The following is a 19,222-nucleotide window of genomic DNA, read 5'->3' as shown; positions in this document are numbered from 1 at the left end:
TTAGAGCCAGCCGGTACTCCGCGCAATGGTTCGTCGCTCGGCGCGGGTTCGTCGCTCGGCGATGCCGGATGGCGAGCGTCCGCCGGAGACGGCGCCTCAGGTGCGGAGGAGCCTGACCACGTGGTCCTTCTCCCAGGAGAGGGCGCGCTCGTAGTCGCGGAAGAGCCGCTCGCGGGCGAGGAACTGGGGCGGGTGGAGCATCCGGCGCCCGTTGCCGTGGCTCGCGGGCATCACGTGGTGGATCATCTCGTGGTAGATGACGTAGGAGATGAAGTAGCGGGGGACCCAGGGCCGGTCGAGCACCGGGTGGATGCGGATCAGCCGCTCCACCGCCGAGTAGCTCCCGAGCTTGATGGTGCGCCGCGGCTTCCGCGCCCTGGTCCGCTTGCCCCAGGTGATCAGCGCGTCGACAACGCCGCCGAAGTACGCGTGGTTGAGCTTCTGGAACAGGGTCAGCAGATCGTGCGTCTGCCCCTGCGTCGAGAGCGGCGTGCTCACCGGCTGGCTCGCCCGGATGCGGTGGCCGTTCTCGTCGATGTACTGGCCGACCACGAGCGACGCGGCCCGGTCCTGGGTCACCACGTACCGGACGAGCGCCTCCTGAACGACCGCCGGCGCATCCAGGAACATGTGGTGGACGCGCGCCTGCAGGATGCCCTCCCGCAGCGACGAGGAGATCATCTGCCGGTAGTTGTCGGTCACCGAGAGGAGGACCGGCCGCTTCTGGGCCAGCTCGAGGCGCCGGATGAGCGCCTGGCGCGCCCCCTCGTGCACGTAGATCTGCGGCTGGCCCGACGGCAGGCCGATGTGGAGCGGATGGTGACGGGGGTCCGGCACCCGGACGACGGCCCGGGAGAGGCGCGGCCACAGGGAAGAGGGTGCTGCGCCCTTCCCACCGCTGCGCGACAGACGGCCTGGAGGGGGTTGAGCGAAGGGGAAGGCCATCTGTCCCGCCATCTCAATCCTCCTTATTTGGGCGTATTCTCGGGTGGGATCCTTGTCAAGCGAGCGGCCGAAATCATCGAAATCGTTTGGCTTTATGATTACGTAAGCAAGAGGCCGACCTCGCCGGAGGGGGTTGGCGGGAGTCGCCGTCGCCGTCCGCCCGCCATCCGGATTTCTGATGTATTTTCATGAACTTGCATGAGCCGCCGCGGCTCGTCGCGGGACCGCTCCGGTCGAGCTGGCTCGGGTCGAGCCGCCTTCCGCCTCGGACGCGTGCCGTCTGCTCCTGCTCCCTCTCCATGGCACGGCGCGCCCTCGCTCACGGCGCGCCCTCGCTAGGTGAGCGCGCGGGGGTCGACGATCTGCGCCACGCGCCAGCGGTCCTGCGCGCGCGGCGCCGGCTCGGGCTCGAGGGCGACGACCAGGGCCGTGCAGAAGCTGGCGAGGAGCAGGCCCGTCGCGCCCCGGCCGGGTGAGTCGATGAGCGTCCTGACGAGGTGCTCCACGTTCGGCTGGTGGCCGATCAGGAGCGCGTCGGCCCCGCCTCGGGCGAGCGCGGCGACCAGCGCGAGCGGGAGCTCTGCGTCGACCGAGAGCTCGTCCCGGACCTCGACCTCCGGCGCACCGCAGAGGGGCGCAGCGATCTCGGCGGTCTCGCGGGCGCGCGCGAGGGGGCTCGCGAGCACCCGCGACAGGGGGGCGCCGCCCCGGAGGCGATGGAGCTCGATCGCGACCCGCTCCACGCGCGCGCGGCCCTCGGGGGTGAGCCTCCGGTCCGCGTCGCGTCCGCTCGCCGACCGGTCCTCCGCCGGGCCGTGCCGCATCACGTAGAGGTGCATGGCGATGGGGCGATCGTCAGTTCGTCTTGCCCGGGGTGCGTCGGGCGTCCGGGCCGGCCGGGGCTGCCTCGCCGCGACCCTTCGCCTGCGCGGGGGGCTCGGCCGCGGCCGCGGTCGCGCCGCCCTTCGTGCCGGCGGCTGCGGCGCCGTTCGCCGCGGCGCCCGCGCCGGTGCGGGAGATACCGTGCTTCGAGAGGACCATCGACTCGATCTTGTCGAGCACCGCCGGGTGCTGCTCGAGGTAGGTGCGGGCGTTCTCCCGGCCCTGGCCGATGCGCTCGCCCTGGAACGAGAACCAGGAGCCGCTCTTCTCGATGATGCTCGCCTCGGTCGCGAGGTCGATGACGTCGCCGCTGTGGCTGATGCCGTGGCCGTAGAGGATGTCGAACTCCACCTCGCGGAACGGGGGAGCCATCTTGTTCTTCACGACCTTGACGCGGGTCCGATTGCCCACGACCGCCGGCTCCTTGCCGCCCGCGGCGGCCTCCTTGATGGCGCCGATGCGGCGGATGTCGAGCCGGACGGAGGCGTAGAACTTGAGGGCGTTGCCGCCGCTCGTCGTCTCGGGGCTGCCGAACATGACGCCGATCTTCATGCGGATCTGGTTGATGAACATCAGCAGACACTGCGAGCGCGAGGTCGTCCCGGTCAGCTTGCGGAGCGCCTGGCTCATCAGCCGGGCCTGGAGGCCGACGTGGCTGTCGCCCATGTCGCCCTCGATCTCCGCCTTGGGGACGAGCGCCGCGACGGAGTCGACGACGATGATGTCGACGGCGTTCGAGCGGACCAGCATGTCGGCGATCTCGAGCGCCTGCTCGCCGTAGTCGGGCTGCGAGATGAGCAGCTCCTCGGTCTTCACGCCGAGCCGCTTGGCGTAGTTCACGTCGAGGGCGTGCTCGGCGTCGATGAACGCCGCCGTCCCGCCCGCCCTCTGGACGGCCGCGATGGCGTGGAGGGTGAGGGTCGTCTTGCCGCTCGACTCCGGCCCGTAGACCTCGACGATGCGACCGCGCGGGTAGCCGCCGATGCCGAGAGCGATGTCCAGGCCGAGCGACCCGGTCGGCACGGCCGCGACCTCTTCGTGCAGGCTCTGCCCGTCCTTGAGGCGCATGATCGCCCCTTTGCCGTACTCCTTCTCGACGCTGGCGATCGCGAGCTCGAGGGCGGCAGACTTCTGCTTGGTGTTCTTCTCGTCACTCATGCGTACCTCGGAGAGGGGGCCAAAGGGAGGGGGAGACCGAAGGGGATCGCGCCGGCGAACCCCCGACGCGCGGGCCAACAGTTTCCGGCAGCTTTACTGTCCGGCTGTTCAGGAAGCAAGACTCCCGCACCCAGGATAGGACCGAAAACGTCCGCGCAGCGACCCGGCCGGGCCGGACCTGGCAGCGGGCGCGCTCGGCGGCGCGCCGGGCCGCGACCCGGGCTCGACCCCCGGACTGGCCGCCTCCGAACAGGGCGATCCTGTCGCGGTCGGAAGCGCGATTTCCCGGCTGATGTGGAGTCTCACAATCCCGGCAACAATCGTGATCGTCGCACACGGGGAGCGCTGGCGGACTCTTCATCTGTGGGCCACACCTTCCAAGTGGGGGGTGGGGGCCGCTTTTTCCCGGGGTTTTCCCTCGGTCGGTACGAGCTCGTCCTGCGGGTGGCCGCAGGCGACATGGGAGAGATCTGGGCGGGGCGGCTCCGGCGGGAGCACGGGTTTCAGAAGCTCTTTGCCATCAAGGTGCTTCGTCCCGAGCTCTCGCCCGACCCCGACGCCGTGCGGATGTTCCTGGAGGAAGCCGCGCTCGCGGCGCGCATCCGGCACCCGAACGTTGTGCCCGTCGTGGATCTCGGCGAGGAGGGAGGCACCCTCTTCTATGTCATGGAGTGGGTGAGCGGGGAGCCCCTCTCGTCGGTGCTGCGCGCCGCGCGCGGGCGCCCGGCGCCGGTGCTCGCCGCGGCCAGGCTGGCCTACCAGATCTGCGCGGCGCTCGACGCCGCGCACGAGCTGCGGGACGAGGTCGGCAACCCCCGGGAGCTCCTCCACTACGATGTCTCGCCGGACAACGTCCTCATCACGTCCGAGGGGCTCGTCCGCCTGGTCGATTTTGGCATCGCGAAGTTCGAGGAGGAGCGGCTATCGGAGCGCCGGCCTCCGTCGCTGCGGGGCGACGGCAGGCGCGCCTTCGCCGCGGCGGCGGGCGGCGAGGGGGGCGCGTTCCTGTTCAGGAGCAGCGCGCCGTACATGGCGCCGGAGCACATCCGCGGGCAACCCTGCGACCGGCGGGCCGATCTCTTCGGGGTGGGGGTGCTGCTCTACGAGCTCCTGTCGGGCGCGCACCCGTTCCAGGCCGACGACAGCGAGAGCACGATGACCCACATCGCGAGCGAGCGGCCCGCCGCGCCGCTGTCGTCGCGCGCCGTCCCGTCCCGTCGCGGGTTCGCGGAGCGACTGAGCTCGGCGCCGCCGCCCGAGTTGATCCCGTCCGCGCTCGATCGCCTCGTCTCCGAGGCGCTCGCCAAGTCGCCCACCGCGCGCACGGCGACCGCCGCGCAGCTCATGCGCGCGCTCGAGGAGGCGGTCCCGGGCGCCGCGCACCCGGGCAACGACGTGCTGGTCGCGAGCTGGATCGGACAGGTCCTCGGGGACGCGTCCCACCTCCGCACGCAGCAGCTGCGCGCCGCGCTCGAGTCGCTCGATCCGGGGGGCGGCACGGTCGACGAGACCGAGCCTTCGGGCTCCCCGCGGCGGTGGGCGCAGGCGGCGTGGGCGTTCGGGGCAGCCGTCCTCGGGGTCGCGCTCGCCGGGACCTCGGCGGTGAAGGACAGCCCGCTCCCGCCGGCCGCGTTCACCGCCCCGGCCGGGCCGCGCGCGGAGAGCGCCGCGAGCAGCGTCAGCTCGCCCCCACGTCGCCGAGGAGCGGCGACCACGCCGCACCGGAGATGAACCAGAGCTGGTGCGACGTCCGCGTCGCCGCGACGTGGAGCCGCCGGCGGGCCTCGTCGGTCATCGGGTACGCCGCCGCGGTCGCGTCGGGCACGACGACGTAGTCGAACTCGAGCCCCTTCGCGCTGTCCACGTCGGTGACGTCGATGCCCGGCTCGAACGAGAACTCCCCCTCCAGCACGAGCCGCGCCTCCGGCAGCTCCGCGACGAGCGCGTGGAACTGCCGCGCGGCGGCCTCGTCCCGCGCGATGACGGCCACGGAGGCGCGGGGCTCGCGGTCCGCGAGGTCGCGGAGCGCGCCGGCGAGGAACAGGTGCGCCTGCGCCTCGCTCGGGAAGCGGAAGAACCCGATCGGCGCGCCGTCCCGCGCCGCGCGCGCGGGCGCCTCGGGCGCGAGCTTGCCGAGGAGCCGCCGCGCGAGCTCCGTCACCGGCCGCGGGCACCGGTACGACACCGCGAGGCGGCAGGTCGCCGCGTCGCCGACGCCGAGCGCCGAGCGCGCCCCGTCCCACCCGGCGAAGCTCGACGACGTCTGCTGCGCCTCGTCGCCGGCGAGCGTGACGCTGCGCGCCTCGCCAAGGAGCTTCCCCAGGACGAACAGCTCGAACAGCGAGACGTCCTCGGCCTCGTCGAGCACGAGGTGCGACCACCCCGCCCCGTCGAGGCCGGCGCGCGAGGCGCGCAGGAACAGCAGGATCGGCAGATCATCGACGTCGAGCGTCCCGGCCAGCTCGTCCGGGGTCCCCTCGGCGATGGCGCGGCCGTCGAGCGCCCGCTTCATCGAGGCCACGGTGATCGAGGCGAGCTGCCGGTCGAGCGGCTCGGCGATCTGCAGCAGGGTGTGCCGGACGGTCACCTCGACGGCGCTCCGCGGGACGTCCCCGCCCGAGGCGGCGACGACGCCCTCGAGGAACCCTCGATCCGTGAAGACATCGGCGAGGCGGCGGCGCAGCCGGGGGAGCGTCGTGCTCGCCCGCGCGAGCTTCGCGAAGCGGTCGCGAAGCGCGCGGTAGAGCGCCGGGTGGCGCTTGAGGCTCGAGACGAGCGCCGGGGGGTCGGCGCAGAGGGCGATCGGCTGGCCGAAGACCTCGCGCGCGGTCGCGGACGACCAGGCGTCGAGCGTCTTCACCTGGGCCTCGCCCGCGCCGAGCGGGGCGAGCAGGCGGCGCGACAGCCGCGCGAGCCCCTCTTCGGGGACGACGACGCTCATGGCGGCGAGGGGGTACCGCGCCGGATCGAGCGCGGCGATCCTGGCGAGGCGGTGCAGCGCCACGGTCGTCTTGCCGCTCCCGGCGCTGCCGAGCACGAGCAGCGGCTGCTCCGGCGGCGCGCACACCGCGGCGTACTGGTCGGCGTCGAGCAGGGCGGTGACCTCGGCGGCCCGCGCGCGCTCCTGGGCGCCGGCGCCGACGCCCAGGCTGCCGGGGCGCGCGGCGGTCCCGGCGCCTCCGGGCTGCAGGGCGAGCGCGGCGCGGTCCGCCACGGTCCACCGCCCGTCGCCGCCCTGCGTCAGGACCAGGCCGTCGCCCACGATCCGGGTGAGGGCGCCGCGCTCCACGACGACGATGCGGCGCGCCTTCACCACGCCCTCGGCCACGCGGCCCGGGAAGGCCTCCTCGTACTCGTCGCCCTCGCGGTACCGGTAGAAGATCTGCGCGACCGGCGCGACGCGCCAGTCGAGGATCCGCACGTCGGCCGACGGATCCAGGAACGTCGCGTGGCCGAGCAGGTAGTCCTTCGCCCCCTTGCCCTCGTCGACCCGGAGGTGGGCGAGGTAAGGGCAGAGCGGGTCGGGCAGCGCCTCCCCGGTCTCCTGCGCGATGAGGCGCTGGCGCACGCTCATCTCGAGCAGCACCGCCGGCAGATCGTCGACCGAGGCAGCGGCGGCCTCGTCGCGGAGCTCCCGGAGCGCGGCGACGGACCTGAGCTCGCGCGGCGCGGCCGGGCGCGCGGCGCGCTCCCGCGCCCGTTCCAGGGCCGCGCGCACGCGCTCGAGGAGCGCCTCCTCTTCCTCGATGACGGCGCGCGCTTCGACCGGCAGATCAAGCCTGCTTTGCAGCATGGTGGGCCTCCGTGCGCCCTCGCCGTGGCGAGGGGCTGAGCTCGCATTGATGAACGATATATTCACTTTTGAGACGAAAAAAATCTCATGCAAAGAAGCACCTGAGCCCGGCGAGGTGGTACTTCGTGTAGCCGTGGATCGCCTCGCGGATGGCGGCCTCGTCCTCGAAGCGCGCGAGGGCGCCGACCATCGTCCTGACGAGGCTCTGGTAGATCTGGTCCAGGTTGAACCGCATCGCCTCGGTCACCGACAGGCACGGGTTCACGGAGCGGAAGTGCTCGATCGAGAGCGCGACGAGGCGCTCCACGGTCTCCTCCGAGAACCGCTCGTACCTGGAGCCGCCGGCCCGCCCGAGGACGATCACGACGCGCAGCCTGTGCTCGATGCAGAAGCGGAGGAGCTCCTCGGCGACCCGGTGGTACGGGGCCGTCGGCGCGAGCGTCCGGAGGTCCTCCACGCCGTCGAGCGCCTTCATCCGGCGGCGGAGCAGGAGCGTGAGGGCGCGGGCGAAGCCGTCGTCCACGACCGCGTAGAAGAGCGCGTCCTTGTTCGCGTAGTACCGGTAGATGTTGCCCGTGGACACGCCGGCCGTGCGGGCGATCTCGGCCATCGTCGCGCTCTCGTACCCCTTTCGCGCGAAGACCGTCAGCGCGGCAGCGGCGATGCTCTCCTGGACGTCGTCCTTGAGTACCTGTGCCATGGCAAATAGTGAACGGTTGGTTCACTTATAGCGGGGCGCGCGGTGCCGTCAAGGGAGCGGGCCCTCGTGGGCTCAGGGCTCGATCTTTCCTTCGAGGATCGCGCGCGGGCCGTCGATGAGCATGAAGGTCGCTTCCTCCTCGCCGACCCTGGCGAAGAGGGCGTCGATGCCGCCGCGCACGGCGGCGACGTCGCTGGCGGCGTGGGCGTCGCTGCACGCGGCGTAGTAGTAGCCTGCCTCGATCAGCTGCTCTGCGGCCCGGCGGGGGGCGCGCCCGTACTTGCCGGTGAGGGCCGCGACGTCGAGGAGGAGGACCGCGCCGGCGTCGATCAGCGGATCCAGCGAGGAGCAGTCGTCGAGGACGGGCTCGTAGCGCTCCGGGTGGGCGATGACGGGGCGGAGCTTGCGGCGGCTGAGGTCGAAGAGCCGCTCGGCGATGCGGACGGGGAAGCTCCGGGTCGGGAACTCGACGAGCGCCGCGCGGCCGCCGGGGTAGGGGAGGGCGCTGCCGTCGAGGAGGCGCTGGAAGACGACGTCGTCGAAGAAGTGCTCCGACGAGAGGTCGAGCGCGGGCAGGTCGCGCGCGCCGTCGGCGCAGCGCAGCGCGGCGCAGGTCGCGTCATAGGCGGCCCGGAGGCTCTGCTGGGTGTTGTCGAACATCCCGGGGCGCATGTGCGGCGTGGCCACCACGGTGTCGAACCCGGCGCCGCGGAGGGCGATGAGGAGGGCGAAGCTCTCCTCGACGGTACGGACGCCGTCGTCGATGCCCGCGACCCAGTGGCAGTGGAGATCGATGAAGCCGCGCATCGTGGCCTCGAACTTAGCAAAGTTGGCCGCCGTCGTGCGCTACGACCATCCTTCGCGTCGAGGAGGTGTTCGTGTCGCTCTCGTTATCGAACCAGCAGCTTGTGCCTCAGCCCGGGTCGGATGGCTGCGCGGGGGGCCTGCGCGGCGACCAGCACGGAGGCCGCGCTCAGCGGCCGGTCGACCCAGGCGCGCTCTCGGCCGAGGGGGGCGCGAACGCCTCGGAGGAGGCGGTCCCCGCCTCCGAACGGCGGCGCCGTCGCAGCGACGACCCGATCACCGCGCTGCATTATCAGCTCTCGACGACGCGCTCCGAGGCGAACCTGGACGTCGTGGTGCTCGTGGACGACAGCGGCTGCCTCGTCGCGGGGGCGGGCGCATGGCCTGCGTGCGAGGAGCTCGCCGCCTATGCCCCGCTCCTCGTCAACCCGGACGCCGTCCAGAGCGCGGCGCTCGGCTCGCGCATCGCCGCGCTCACCGCGGAGGTCGAGGTCCAGAGCCTCTCCGTGGCGGGCAGCGAGGTGCTGCTCTGCGGCCGCGGCGGCACGGCGGAGCGCGGCGCCTCCATCGCGCGGGCCGCCGCCGGGTGCCTGCGCATCCTGCGCACCGCAGCCTGAGAGCTCGCCCGGCCGCAGGCTGAGCGCTCGCCCGGCCGCAGGCTGAGCGCTCGCCCCGCAGCAGCCCGAGCGCTCGCGTTCCCCGGTTCGTGCTACAAGGGGCCGCGGCCTCAGGTCGCGCGCCATGCCCGGCCCGCTCGCACCCCCTCGGAACACCCCGCCCGCCGTTCACGCATCCCTCCTGGCGGACGACGCCGGCCTCGCCCCGCTGCTCGCCTCGCGCAGGGTGATCCTCTGCGTCGGCTGCGGCGGCGTCGGCAAGACGACCACCACCGCGGCGCTCGGCCTCGCCGCGGCCCGCCGCGGCAAGCGCGTCCTCTGCCTGACGATCGACCCGGCGCGCCGCCTCTCCCAGAGCCTCGGGATCGAGGAGATGAAGACGGAGGCGCAGACGATCGAGCCCGCCCGGTTCGAGAGGGCGGGGGTCGACGTGCCCGGCTCGATGACGGTGATGATGCTCGACACAAAGTCGACGTTCGACAGCCTCGTCGCCTCGCTCGCCCCGTCGCCCGAGCAGCGCGACCGGATCCTGGGCAACGTGCTCTACAAGTACATCTCCACGTCGCTCGCGGGCACGCAGGAGTACATGGCGATGGAGAAGCTCTACGCCGTGAGGAGCGACCCGAGCTACGACCTCGTCCTGCTCGACACGCCGCCCACGGCGAACGCGCTGGATTTCCTCGACGCGCCGGAGCGGCTCGTCGGCGCCATCGACAGCGCGGCGACGCGCTGGTTCGTGCAGGCCTTCCAGAGCTCCGGCAAGGTGTCGCTCAACCTGCTGGCGCGCTCGACCGCGGCGGTGCTGCGGGGCATCGGCAAGCTGACCGGCAGCGGCTTCCTCGAGCAGATCGCGGCGTTCATCCACGAGATGAACGCGGTCTTCGGCGGCTGGAAGCAGCGGGCGGACGCGGTGGCCTCGGCGCTGCGCGGCCCCGACGTGGCCTACGTGCTCGTCACGACGCCCGATCCGCTCTGCGTGCGCGAGGTGCTGTACTTCGCCGATCGCCTGCGCGAGCAGGAGATGCGGCGCGACGCGTTCGTCGTGAACCGCGTCCACCCGGTGTACGGCGCGATCCCCGGCGCCGCCGAGATCGCCGCCGCGCTCGACGGGAGCGGCCTCGCGCTCGGCCCCGGCGCCGCGGCGCGCCTGCTCCAGGCCGCCGAGGACGAGAGCCGCATGGGCAAGCTCGATCACCTGAACCTCATCGCCCTCGATGCGGCGCTGGAAGACGAGCAGACCGGCGGCAGCGTCCGCGTCGACGTCCCGGCCTTCCCCTACGACATCTACGATGTGGCCGGCCTCGCGAGGATCGCCGACGTGCTGGCGCCGCTGCCCGGGGCGGCGGGGTAGCCCCCACCTCTCCTGTCGACGTGCGGCGCTGCGCGCGCCTGCGGTGTGGCCACAGGCGCGCCCGCGGCGCCGGCTATCTGCTGCCGCGCCGGCGCTCCTTGTACTTTACCCGGACCGGAACGCCCTCCAGCCCGAACGTCTGCCGGAGCTGGTTCGCCACGTAGCGCCGGTAGCTGAAGTGGAGCTTCTCGGGGTCGCTCGCGATCACGACGAACAGCGGCGGCGACGTCTCGGCCTGCGTGACGAAGAACAGGCGGGGCGCGCGACCGCCGTGCGTGGGCGGCGGGTGCGTGAGGAGGATCTGCTCGAAGAAGCGGTTGAGCTCCCCGGTGGGCACGCGCTTCCGGTAGGCGTCGGCCACCTGGACCACGGTCTCGAGGAGCTTCGTCGCGCCGCGCCCGTTGCGCGCGCTCACGTGCGCGATCGGCGCCCACGACACGAACGCGAGCTTGTCGCGGGCGTCCTGCTCCGCCTTCGCGAGGGCCTTCCGGTCGAGGAGATCGATCTTGTTGAGGCCGATCACGATGCCGCACCCCCGGTCGACCGCGAGGCCGAGGATCTTCGCGTCCTGCTCGGCCACGCCCTCGGCCGCGTCGCAGAGCAGGAGCACGACCTCTGCCCGCTCCATGGCGCGGATCGCGTGCATCACGCTGACCGCCTCGACGGCGCTGTCCTCCTTCGTCACCTTCGCCTTGCGCCGGATGCCGGCCGTGTCGATGAGCAAGAACCGCTTCCCATCGCGCTCGGCCAGGGTGTCGATCGGATCGCGCGTCGTGCCCGGCTGCGCGTCGACCAGCATGCGCTCCTCGCCCGCGATGCGGTTGACGAGCGACGATTTCCCTGCGTTCGGCCGCCCGACGATGGCGATGCGGAGCGCCCCCTCGGCCGACTCCTCGGGCGCCGTGGGCTTCTCGGGCAGCGCGGCCTCGATGGCCATCTCCAGATCCGAGATGCCGCGGCCGTGGAGGGCGCTGATCAGGATGAGCCGCTCCATCCCGAGGCGGTACAGCTCCGCCGCCTCTGCTTCGGCGCGCGTCGAGTCCGCCTTGTTAGCGACGTAGATCACGGGCTTGCCCGCGCGGCGCAGGAGGCCGAGCTCGGCGTGCTCGGACGGCGTGACCGGCGTCACGGCGTCGAGCACGCACACGATCACGTCGGCCTCGGCGATGGCGAGGTCGATCTGGCGCTTGATCCCCTGCCGCATGGGATCGCCGCTCTCGGGGTCGAACCCGCCCGTGTCGACGAGCGCGAAGCGCCGTCCCCGCGAGATGACGTCGCCGTAGTGGCGATCGCGGGTCACCCCGGGCTCGTCGTGCACGATCGCGACGCGCCTGCCGACCAGCCGGTTGAACAGCGTGCTCTTCCCGGTGTTGGGCCGCCCGACCAGCGCGACGATCCCGGCCAAGGGAAGCGGCGCAGGCGCATCGGCCGCGGCGTCCTCGGCGGCCGCGAAGGCCTCATCGGCGAGCTCCGCCGTGAGCTCCTCCCTGTCCTCCGTCGGATCGTGGCTGCTCTGCTCGGAGGGAGCACGCCCCTTGCTCGGGCCCGATCCTCTGCCCTTCTGTGAACCGGCGGCGCCCTTGCCGGACGCGGTAGCGCCCTTGCCGGACGCGGTAGCGCCCTTGCCGGACGCGGCCGCGTTCTTTCTGGGAGCGACGGCGCTCTTGCTGGAGACCGCGGCGCCCTTCGTGGGGGCGACGCCGCGCCTCTTCTCGGGGGCAGCGCCCTTCGTGGGGGCGACGCCGCGCTTCTTCTCGGGAGCAGCGCCCTTCGTGGGGGCGACGCCGCGCCTCTTCTCGGGAGCAGCGCCCTTCGTGGGGGCGACGCCGCGCCTCTTCTCGGGGGCAGCGTCCTTCGTGGGGGCGCCGCCGCGCCTCTTCTCGGGAGCAGCGCCCTTCGTGGGGGCGACGCCGCGCCTCTTCTCGGGGGCAGCGCCCTTCGAGGAGGCGACGCCGCGCCTCTTCTCGGGAGCAGCGCCCTTTGTGGAGGCGACGCCGCGCCTCTTCTCGGGGGCAGCGCCCTTCTTCGTCGCCCGACCCCCTCCGGCGGCATCCTTACCGCGCCTGGTCGTCGTCCTTGAAAGAGCTGATTTTGCCGCGCTCACGTGGTCTCTCCCTTGTTGTAACCGAGCTCTTCCAGTCGCTGGAGCGACTCCCGCCACTCCGGTGTCACCCGCACCCAGAGCTTGAGGTTCACCTGCCGCCCGACGAGCTCCTCGATCCGGAGCCGAGCCTCCGTGCCGATCCGCTTCAGTTGCTCCGCGCCGGCGCCGATCAAGATCTTCTTCTGCCCGGGCCGCTCCACGTGGATCGTCGCGTCGATGTGCAGCACGCCGTCGCCCGTCGGCTCGACGTAGCGCTCGATCTGCACGGCGCTGGCGTGCGGTACCTCGGCCTTCGTCGCGCGGAGGATCTGCTCGCGCACGTACTCGGCGGCGAAGAAGCGCGTCGGCTTGTCGGTGAGCTCATCGGGCGCGAAGCCCCAGTCCCGCTCGGGACAGAGCTTCGCCACCTCGTCCAGCACGCGCTGAACGCCGTTCTCGCGCAGCGCCGAGATGGGGACGATCGCCGCGAAATCGCGGAGCCTGCCGAACGCGTCGAGGAGCGGCAGCAGCCGCGCCTTGTCCCGCATCCGGTCGACCTTGTTGAGCACGAACACCACCGGCGCCTCGCTCCCCAGGTCCGCGAGCAGCGTGAGGTCGCCCGGATGTGGCACGAGCGGCGGGCCGTCCTCGCCTTCCTTCGCGCGCCGCGGAAGACGCGCAGGATCCGGCGCTTCCGTCACGAAGACGATGACGTCGGCGCTCCGCGCCGCTTCGCGCGCCGCCTGGTTCATCACGCGCCCGAGCTCGGTGCGCGGCCGGTGCAGCCCGGGCGTGTCGAGCAGCGCGATCTCCGCCGAGCCGTGGTGCACGACCCCGAGGATCGCGTCGCGCGTCGTCTGCGGCATCGGCGAGACGATCGCGAGCGGGTGGCCGAGCGCCGCGTTGAGCAGCGTCGACTTGCCCACGTTGGGCCGCCCTACCAGGGCCACGCGCCCGGATCGTCGCGGCAGAGAAGCGTCCGGCTCCTCCGTCCGCCTCGGTTCGGCGCTCTTCCTTCGCTGTTGCTGCCCGCCGCCTCGCGCGCCCGCCGCCCGTTCGGGGAGCGGACGCCCCTTCGCGTCGCCAGCGGGGCGGGGCTCACGTCCTGCCTGGCCGCGGGCTGCGCCGGAGGAGCGCGCCGCGGAGCTCCGGCTCTTCCTGGCGCCCCGTTCGGTATCCCCTGCCTTGGTGGCAGCGCGCTCGGCGCCGCCCCGCCCGGCAGCGCGCTCGGCGCCGCCCCGCTTACCCGCGCCTCGCGACCTGTCGTCGGCGTGCGCCTCGTCTTCACGCCGGGGCGGGCGCGCCGGCGGGGTCGCCGCCTCGCCCGCCCGGTGCTCCTCGCCGGATTGCGCTTCCCGGCGGCTGCCTCGGCCACCGTTCCTGGCTGGACGGGGGCCGGCGGCAGCCGGGGAGGGCTTCGACGCCTGCTGGCGCGCTTTCGCGCCCTTGGGCGCACTCTGGGGACGGCCTTTTACCACGCCGCGCGCGATAGCAGACGCCCAGGGGGGCTACAAACGCTTCCCTACGATCCGTGGTCAAGCGCGCGCGAAGGCGGTAAGGGGATGCCTCGCATGTCGAGCGTCCACCGAGGGGACCCCCAAAGCGGAGCCCCGCCCGCCGCCCCCGACCCGCACGCGACCGGAGCCCCGTCCCACGACGAGGCGCCACCCCGCGAGGACCGCTCGGCCGCGACCGACAGCGCGCCGGCCAGGGTCCGCGCCGGCGCGGTGGACGGCGGCTGGAGAGCCGGCCCTGCGCGGCTCGCGGCCCTCGCGCTCGCGGCCCTCGCGCTGCTGCCTCTTATCGGCACGAGCGGGATCTGGGACCCCTACGAGCTCGACAACGCCGACCTTGCCCGCCGTATCGCCCTCCACATCTTCGGCGCGCGCGGCGTGGATCTCGCAGCGTCTGTCGGGCAGCTGCCGACCCTGACCGACCTCGGGATGGGCGAGCTCGGGTTCACCTCGATGGCGCTCGGCTTCCGGCTGTTCGGCCTGCACGACTGGGCCGGGCGTCTCCCGCTCGCGCTGTGGGGGCTGGCCGGCGCGCTCGTGCTCTACGAGTTTCTCGCGCGCCTCGTCGACCGCAAGGCCGGCCTGTACGGCGTCGCGGTGCTCGTGACGATGCCGCTCTACGTGATGCAGGCCCGCACCATGCTCGGCGACATCGTCACCATGGCCGCGCTCACGATGGCGTTCTGCGGGCTGACCGGCGCGCTGCTCGAGGGCGGGCGACGAGCGCAACGCGGCGCCCTGCTCGCGCCGGCCGCGTGGCTCGCGGTGGGGATCCTCGGCCTCGCCGCCGGATACCTCAGCCGCGGCCTGCTGATCGGGGTCGCCGTCCCCGCGCTCGGCGCCGGCCTGACCTGGCTCGTGCTCCGGACGTCCGGCGCCTGGCCCGGGCCGGAGGGCCCGCGCCCCACGCTCGGCGACCTCGTGGGCTGCGCTGCGCTCCTGCTCGGCGTCGCCGCGGCAGCGAAGGGCCTCCTCGTGCTCGCGAGCTCCAGCGCCGACGCGCCGCTTCCCCGCGCCCTCGGCGTCGCGCTCCTCAAGAAGCCGCCGGTCGAGTCCACGTTCGACCTCACGCTGCGCCAGCTCGGACACGCCCTCTTTCCGTGGAGCGCCTTCCTGCCGTTCGCCATCGGCCGGATCTTCCGCGCCCCTGCCGTGGAGCCAGGGGCCGCGGCCGTCGCGCCCCGCCTCGATCGCGAGGCAGGCGTCCGGATCGCCCTCGTCGTCACATCGGCGCTCGCCTACGGCGCCTTCGCGCTGCTCGCGCCGCACGCCGGGGCGCTCCCGTTCAGCGGCCCCGCGCTCCTCGCCGCGCTCGCCGCGCTCGCCATCCGCGATCTCGAGCGCGGCGCTCCCTCCTCGCGAGCGCTCGCCGTCGGCTGCTCCGTGCTCGCGTTCGTCCTCTATCGCGACCTCGTCCTCTCGCCGGACAGGGCCCTCAGCGTCTTCTCCGTCGACAAGCCGGTCTTCCCGAAGAGCTTCGAGGAAGAGGCGGCCTCCGCGATGCGCTTCGTCCTGATCGCGTTCGCGGGCCTCGTCGCGCTCACCTGGTTCGAGGAGCAGCCCCGCGCGCTCGATCGCACCTTCAAGGCGTGGGCGCGGCGCCTCGCCGACGAGCTCCACGCCGGCGCCGGGGAGCTCGCCCGCATCTGGGGCGGCAACCTGCTCTTCCTGCTGATCGTCCTCGAGGCGGCGCTCGTCGGCGTCGGCGCGATGCTCTTCGTCGGCAGGCGCATCGGATGGGGGACCGTGGCGCGGATGCCGAACCACCTCGCCGCCTACGGGATGAACGCGTGGTGGGCGCTGCCCTTGCTGCTCGCGGCGGGGCCCGTGGTGCTCATCGCGGTGCGCGACGCGTTCCGCTTCGTCGTCGCGCGCGCCGCCATGCCCCGCGCCCTCGGCACGCCGCTCGCCGGCCTCCTCGCCGGCTTCGCGCTGAGCTTCTGGTACTACCCGGCGCTCGCGGCTCAGCTCTCCCCGAAGGCGGTCTTCGAGTCGTACGGGTTGCTGCGCAGACCCGGCGAGCCGCTCGCGACGCTCGGCGTCCGGAGCCGCGCGGCGGCCTACTACCAGGGCGGTGAGATCGCGTCGTTCGACGACGTCCCGCAGGCGTTCGCCTGGCTCACCGCCACGGCGGACAGCGCTGCGGAGGGATCCGCCGCTCCCGGGGCTCGCCGCTGGCTCGTCGTCAAATCCGACGAGCTCCCCAGGTTGAACAGCCTCTTCCGCAAGCACCACAAGCGCAACCTGCCCGTGCTCGACGGCCGATCGAGCCAGATCCTCCTCGCGTCGAACGAGCTCGGCGGTCGACCGAACGAGAGCTGGCTCAGCCGTGTCGTGCTCGACGAACCCGTCGCGCCCGCGAACCCGATCGACGTGATGTTCGAGGATCAGCTGGAGGTGCTCGGCTGGGAGCTGACCGACGACGATGGCCAGAAGGTCTCGAGCGTGGTCCCCCAGAAGACCTACCACTTGCGGACCTACTTCCGGGTCCACCGGTCGATCATCGGCAACTGGAAGATGTTCGTCCACATCGATGGGTTCCAGCGCCGTTACAACGGCGACCACCCCGTGCTCGAGGGGCGCTACCCGCTGAGCCTGTGGCAACCGGGCGACGTCATCGTGGACGACCATGAGCTCCGGCTCGAGCCCAACTTCACCCCGGGCGACTACGCGTTCTACTTCGGTCTTTATGCCGGCGAGGCGCGCTTTCAGGTGACGCGCGGGCCTGAGCACGAGAACCGCATCCGCGGCGGCGTCATCCGCGTGCGGTGAGCCGCTCGTTGTGGGGTTCCCGACGCATGCCGCGGCGCGCGGGTTCCCCTGGGCGCCGGGCGACGCGCGCGCGGTCCTCGTCGTCGAGCGCCCTCGACGCGCGTGCGGAAAGCGGCTAGTCGCAGAAACATGACCGGGGGCCGTGGTGATTCAAACCATCCGCCCGACGTGCCTGGCGGTTCATCGGCATCCCCCGCGCAGAGCGGCGCCTACGGGGATGAACGCCACGCCGGCGGGGAGGACGAGCGCGAGGGCTCCGCCCCGGACTCGCTCAACCGACGCTCGTCCGAGCGCCTCGACGTCACGTGGCTCGTGGACTGCGAGACGGAGGAGACGTTCCTCTACGCATCCATCACCAACATCTCGGAGATGGGCATCTTCGTCCGCACGACGCAGCCGCTCTCGATCGGCACGCGGCTCACGCTCCGCTTCTCGCCGCCGGGGGCCGAGGGCTCGTACGTGCTCGAGGGGACGGTGCAGTGGATCAACGAGGTGCGCCCTCTCCATGACAACCCGAACCCGGGCATGGGCATCCGCTTCGTCGATCTCACGCCCGACGCTCGCGAGCGCATCGTCGACACGATCAGGACGATCGCCTACATCCGCGAGGCGCCGGTGAGATCGAACTGACGCCGGCGCGTGCGCCCGCGGCCCGTCAGCGTCCCATCACGTCGTCGGCAGGTGCCGCCTGCGCCGGCTCCTGCGCGTCGTCTGCGCGCGGCGGCGCCGCGGGCTTCGCGCTCGGCGCGGCGCGGCGAGGTGGGGCTGCCGCGGCGGGGCGGGAGGCCATGGGGATCGCGTTCTTGGCCTGCGAGCGCCCGACGTTCGTCTCGAGGCCCGCGAGCACCTGCTCGGCGCGCTCGCCATACCCCTTCGCGGCGCGGAGCGCGAGCAGCAGCTCCCGCGCCTTCTCCGTCTCCCCGGCAGCCTCGTAGCACCGGGCCGCCTCCCACATCGCCGCGTGCGCGGCCGGCGTGCCCGGGTACCGCGCGCCGACCTCGTCGAGCTTGCCGACGGCGGCCGCGCAGCCCGATTTCCGTTGCAGCGCCTGCGCCTCCCGGAGCGCGGCGCTCGCGCTGTCCTCGGGGTCCGCGGCCGCGCGCGCGCTCTTCTCCTTCGCCGTATCTTTCGTCGCCTCCACCATCGCCCTCGGTGGCTCCCCCGCCTTCGCTTCGGCCAGGCGCCGGGCATCGCCCTCCTCCGTCGGCGTGGCCAGGGCGGCCGGCGCGGGGACGCTGGGCGGCTCCTGGTGAACCGACGCAGGCTGGCCCCACTCGGTGACCCGCACGGGAGCCACGCCGGTCTTCGGCCGCAGCAGCAGCAGGCTCGAGCCGATGACGAGCACGAAGAGCGCCGCCATCGCCAGCTGCGGCCGCATCGCATGGCTGCCGGCCCAGGCGAGCGCGCGGAGCGCCTTGCGCCGGAACGGCGTCTTCTTCTGCGCGACCTCGACCGCATCGAGGATCCGCGCCTCGAGCTCCTCGCTCGGCTCCTCGAGCGGCAAGGGGCCGGCGTCGCGGGCCGCGCGCAGCCCGGCGAACGCCGAGGCGCACCGGCCGCAGCTGTCCATGTGCCGCTTCATGGCCGCATGCGTCAGCTCGTCGAGCTCGTCGTAGAGCGCGTCCATCACGTGCTGGTCGAACTTCTCGCAGTCCATAGACAGCTCTTCCGGCGCGCTAGCGCAGCGCCCTCGCGTAATCTTCGTACTCCGAGAGCGCCTCCTGCAGCCGCTCCAGGGCGTAGCGCATCCGGCTCTTCACCGTGTTCTCGGGCACCCCCACGATCTGGGCGATGTCCTTGAAGGGCACGTGCCCGATCTCCCGGAGCAGGAAGACCTCCCGCTGCTCGTGCGGCAGGCCCTCCACCGCGCGCACGATGAGCTGCCCCATCTCGGCGCCGATCGCGACCCGGTCCACCGCGGCCTGGGGCGCCGGGTCCGCGGTCCGCTCGCCGAGCGTGGGCCCGTCGCCGCCGTCACCGGAGCCCTGGTCGAGCGACGGGTGGCGCCGGAGCGACATCTTGCGCAGGTGATCGATGCTGACGTTGCGCGCGATGGCGTAGGCCCAGGTGGTGAACCTCGCCTCATGCTTGAAATCGGACGCGCTCTGCACGATCTTCACGAACACATCCTGCACCAGATCCTCGGCGATCGCAGGCCCGCGGACCTGCCGCAGGATGAAGTTGTAGATGGGCGTCTTGTGCCGCCGGACGAGCCCGGCAAATGCGGCGCGGTCGCCGCCCTGAAAACGCATCATCAGGGCTTCGTCGGTGACCTCCTCGCGAGAAATCGGGACCATCCTAGCTCCCGGAGCGGCCGAGCCTCTGCGGCGCTCCTTCGGCGGCCCGATCGGCGGGGTGTTCGTGGCGACGACCGCGGCGTCGGATCGGACGCGCAGCGCGGCTCGAAGATCTGAGGCGCTCTCCTTCCCCTGACACAAGCGCACCTTAGCGGATCCGCCCCCGAGCGAGCGAGCCTCCTTCGCGCGCGGCGAGGGGAGGCTCGCGGGCGTCCGGAGGGGAGCCCGCTTTCGGTCGCGTGACGTCCTCGTGGCAGCGCATCGCCGACCGGCTGAGGACGCCGGGGGCGTGCGCTGGGTGAGGGC

General features: G+C 72.7%; 15 protein-coding genes. 5 read left to right on the top strand and 10 right to left on the bottom strand.

Annotated features, from left to right (window positions below):
- Positions 1 to 96: 96 nt before the first annotated feature.
- The 3 genes from WME75_RS31350 to recA form a co-directional block, all read right to left on the bottom strand.
- Positions 97 to 837, bottom strand: a complete 741-nt coding sequence (locus WME75_RS31350; RefSeq protein ID WP_437478868.1) for a hypothetical protein — start codon at positions 835 to 837, stop codon at positions 97 to 99.
- Positions 838 to 1,280: 443 nt separating this feature from the next.
- Positions 1,281 to 1,784 carry a SixA phosphatase family protein gene (locus WME75_RS31345; protein ID WP_437478866.1) on the bottom strand — a complete coding sequence of 168 codons (504 nt, stop codon included), beginning with the start codon at positions 1,782 to 1,784 and terminating at the stop codon, positions 1,281 to 1,283.
- Between the two features lie 16 nt (positions 1,785 to 1,800).
- Entirely contained in the window at positions 1,801 to 2,985 is a 1,185-nt protein-coding gene (recA, locus tag WME75_RS31340; protein ID WP_437478864.1) for a recombinase RecA, read from the bottom strand.
- Positions 2,986 to 3,348: 363 nt separating this feature from the next.
- Here recA and WME75_RS31335 point away from each other — a divergent pair, with 363 nt between their 5' ends.
- On the top strand, positions 3,349 to 4,716 hold the full coding sequence (locus WME75_RS31335; RefSeq protein WP_437478862.1) for a serine/threonine-protein kinase: 1,368 nt from the start codon (positions 3,349 to 3,351) through the stop codon (positions 4,714 to 4,716).
- On the opposite strand, the gene WME75_RS31330 is transcribed toward WME75_RS31335, so the two are convergent.
- The 3 genes from WME75_RS31330 to WME75_RS31320 all read right to left on the bottom strand — a co-directional run bounded on the left by WME75_RS31330 (position 4,664) and on the right by WME75_RS31320 (position 8,285).
- Positions 4,664 to 6,778, bottom strand: a complete 2,115-nt coding sequence (locus WME75_RS31330; protein ID WP_437478860.1) for an ATP-binding domain-containing protein — start codon at positions 6,776 to 6,778, stop codon at positions 4,664 to 4,666. The genes WME75_RS31335 and WME75_RS31330 overlap by 53 nt on opposite strands.
- 85 nt (positions 6,779 to 6,863) lie before the next feature.
- Positions 6,864 to 7,478 carry a TetR/AcrR family transcriptional regulator gene (locus tag WME75_RS31325; RefSeq protein ID WP_437478858.1) on the bottom strand — a complete coding sequence of 205 codons (615 nt, stop codon included), beginning with the start codon at positions 7,476 to 7,478 and terminating at the stop codon, positions 6,864 to 6,866.
- 72 nt (positions 7,479 to 7,550) lie between these two features.
- Entirely contained in the window at positions 7,551 to 8,285 is a 735-nt protein-coding gene (locus tag WME75_RS31320) for a tyrosine-protein phosphatase (RefSeq protein WP_437478856.1), read from the bottom strand.
- 71 nt (positions 8,286 to 8,356) lie between these two features.
- On the opposite strand from WME75_RS31320, the gene WME75_RS31315 reads away from it, so the two are divergent.
- Together WME75_RS31315 and WME75_RS31310 are read left to right on the top strand one after the other, a co-directional pair.
- Positions 8,357 to 8,899, top strand: a complete 543-nt coding sequence (locus tag WME75_RS31315) for a hypothetical protein (protein WP_437478854.1) — start codon at positions 8,357 to 8,359, stop codon at positions 8,897 to 8,899.
- Positions 8,900 to 9,023: 124 nt separating this feature from the next.
- Entirely contained in the window at positions 9,024 to 10,250 is a 1,227-nt protein-coding gene (locus WME75_RS31310) for an ArsA family ATPase (RefSeq protein ID WP_437478852.1), read from the top strand.
- 73 nt (positions 10,251 to 10,323) lie between these two features.
- On the opposite strand, the gene der is transcribed toward WME75_RS31310, so the two are convergent.
- The gene (der, locus tag WME75_RS31305; RefSeq protein ID WP_437478850.1) at positions 10,324 to 12,354 is read right to left on the bottom strand and encodes a ribosome biogenesis GTPase Der; all 2,031 of its coding nucleotides are present in this window, start codon (positions 12,352 to 12,354) and stop codon (positions 10,324 to 10,326) included.
- A complete protein-coding gene (era, locus tag WME75_RS31300; RefSeq protein ID WP_437478848.1) occupies positions 12,351 to 13,283 on the bottom strand; it encodes a GTPase Era in 933 nt (310 codons plus the stop codon). The genes der and era overlap by 4 nt, the downstream gene beginning before the upstream one ends.
- 621 nt (positions 13,284 to 13,904) lie before the next feature.
- On the opposite strand from era, the gene WME75_RS31295 reads away from it, so the two are divergent.
- Both WME75_RS31295 and WME75_RS31290 read left to right on the top strand, forming a co-directional pair.
- The gene (locus WME75_RS31295; RefSeq protein ID WP_437478846.1) at positions 13,905 to 16,619 is read left to right on the top strand and encodes a glycosyltransferase family 39 protein; all 2,715 of its coding nucleotides are present in this window, start codon (positions 13,905 to 13,907) and stop codon (positions 16,617 to 16,619) included.
- A gap of 168 nt (positions 16,620 to 16,787) precedes the next feature.
- Positions 16,788 to 17,249 (top strand): TIGR02266 family protein, encoded by a 462-nt coding sequence (locus WME75_RS31290; protein WP_437478844.1) that lies wholly within the window; start codon positions 16,788 to 16,790, stop codon positions 17,247 to 17,249.
- Between the two features lie 25 nt (positions 17,250 to 17,274).
- Here the strand turns inward: WME75_RS31290 and WME75_RS31285 are convergent, their stop codons facing one another.
- Positions 17,275 to 18,276, bottom strand: coding sequence for a zf-HC2 domain-containing protein (locus tag WME75_RS31285; RefSeq protein WP_437478843.1), 1,002 nt, complete (start codon positions 18,274 to 18,276; stop codon positions 17,275 to 17,277).
- Positions 18,277 to 18,295: 19 nt separating this feature from the next.
- Entirely contained in the window at positions 18,296 to 18,916 is a 621-nt protein-coding gene (locus tag WME75_RS31280; RefSeq protein ID WP_437478842.1) for an RNA polymerase sigma factor, read from the bottom strand.
- Positions 18,917 to 19,222: the final 306 nt, after the last annotated feature.

The sequence above is a fragment of the Sorangium sp. So ce1014 genome (assembly GCF_051521505.1).
Classification (GTDB): Bacteria; Myxococcota_A; Polyangia; order Polyangiales; family Polyangiaceae; genus Sorangium.
This window is presented reverse-complemented; position numbering and strand designations above follow the sequence as displayed.

Coding starts and splice junctions, on each gene's coding strand:
- WME75_RS31345 (WP_437478866.1), bottom strand. CDS start 1,784: ATGCACCTCTACGTGATGCGGCACGGCCCGGCGGAGGACCGGTCGGCG.
- recA (WP_437478864.1), bottom strand. CDS start 2,985: ATGAGTGACGAGAAGAACACCAAGCAGAAGTCTGCCGCCCTCGAGCTC.
- WME75_RS31330 (WP_437478860.1), bottom strand. CDS start 6,778: ATGCTGCAAAGCAGGCTTGATCTGCCGGTCGAAGCGCGCGCCGTCATC.
- WME75_RS31325 (WP_437478858.1), bottom strand. CDS start 7,478: ATGGCACAGGTACTCAAGGACGACGTCCAGGAGAGCATCGCCGCTGCC.
- WME75_RS31320 (WP_437478856.1), bottom strand. CDS start 8,285: ATGCGCGGCTTCATCGATCTCCACTGCCACTGGGTCGCGGGCATCGAC.
- WME75_RS31310 (WP_437478852.1), top strand. CDS start 9,024: ATGCCCGGCCCGCTCGCACCCCCTCGGAACACCCCGCCCGCCGTTCAC.
- WME75_RS31295 (WP_437478846.1), top strand. CDS start 13,905: ATGTCGAGCGTCCACCGAGGGGACCCCCAAAGCGGAGCCCCGCCCGCC.
- WME75_RS31285 (WP_437478843.1), bottom strand. CDS start 18,276: ATGGACTGCGAGAAGTTCGACCAGCACGTGATGGACGCGCTCTACGAC.
- WME75_RS31280 (WP_437478842.1), bottom strand. CDS start 18,916: ATGGTCCCGATTTCTCGCGAGGAGGTCACCGACGAAGCCCTGATGATG.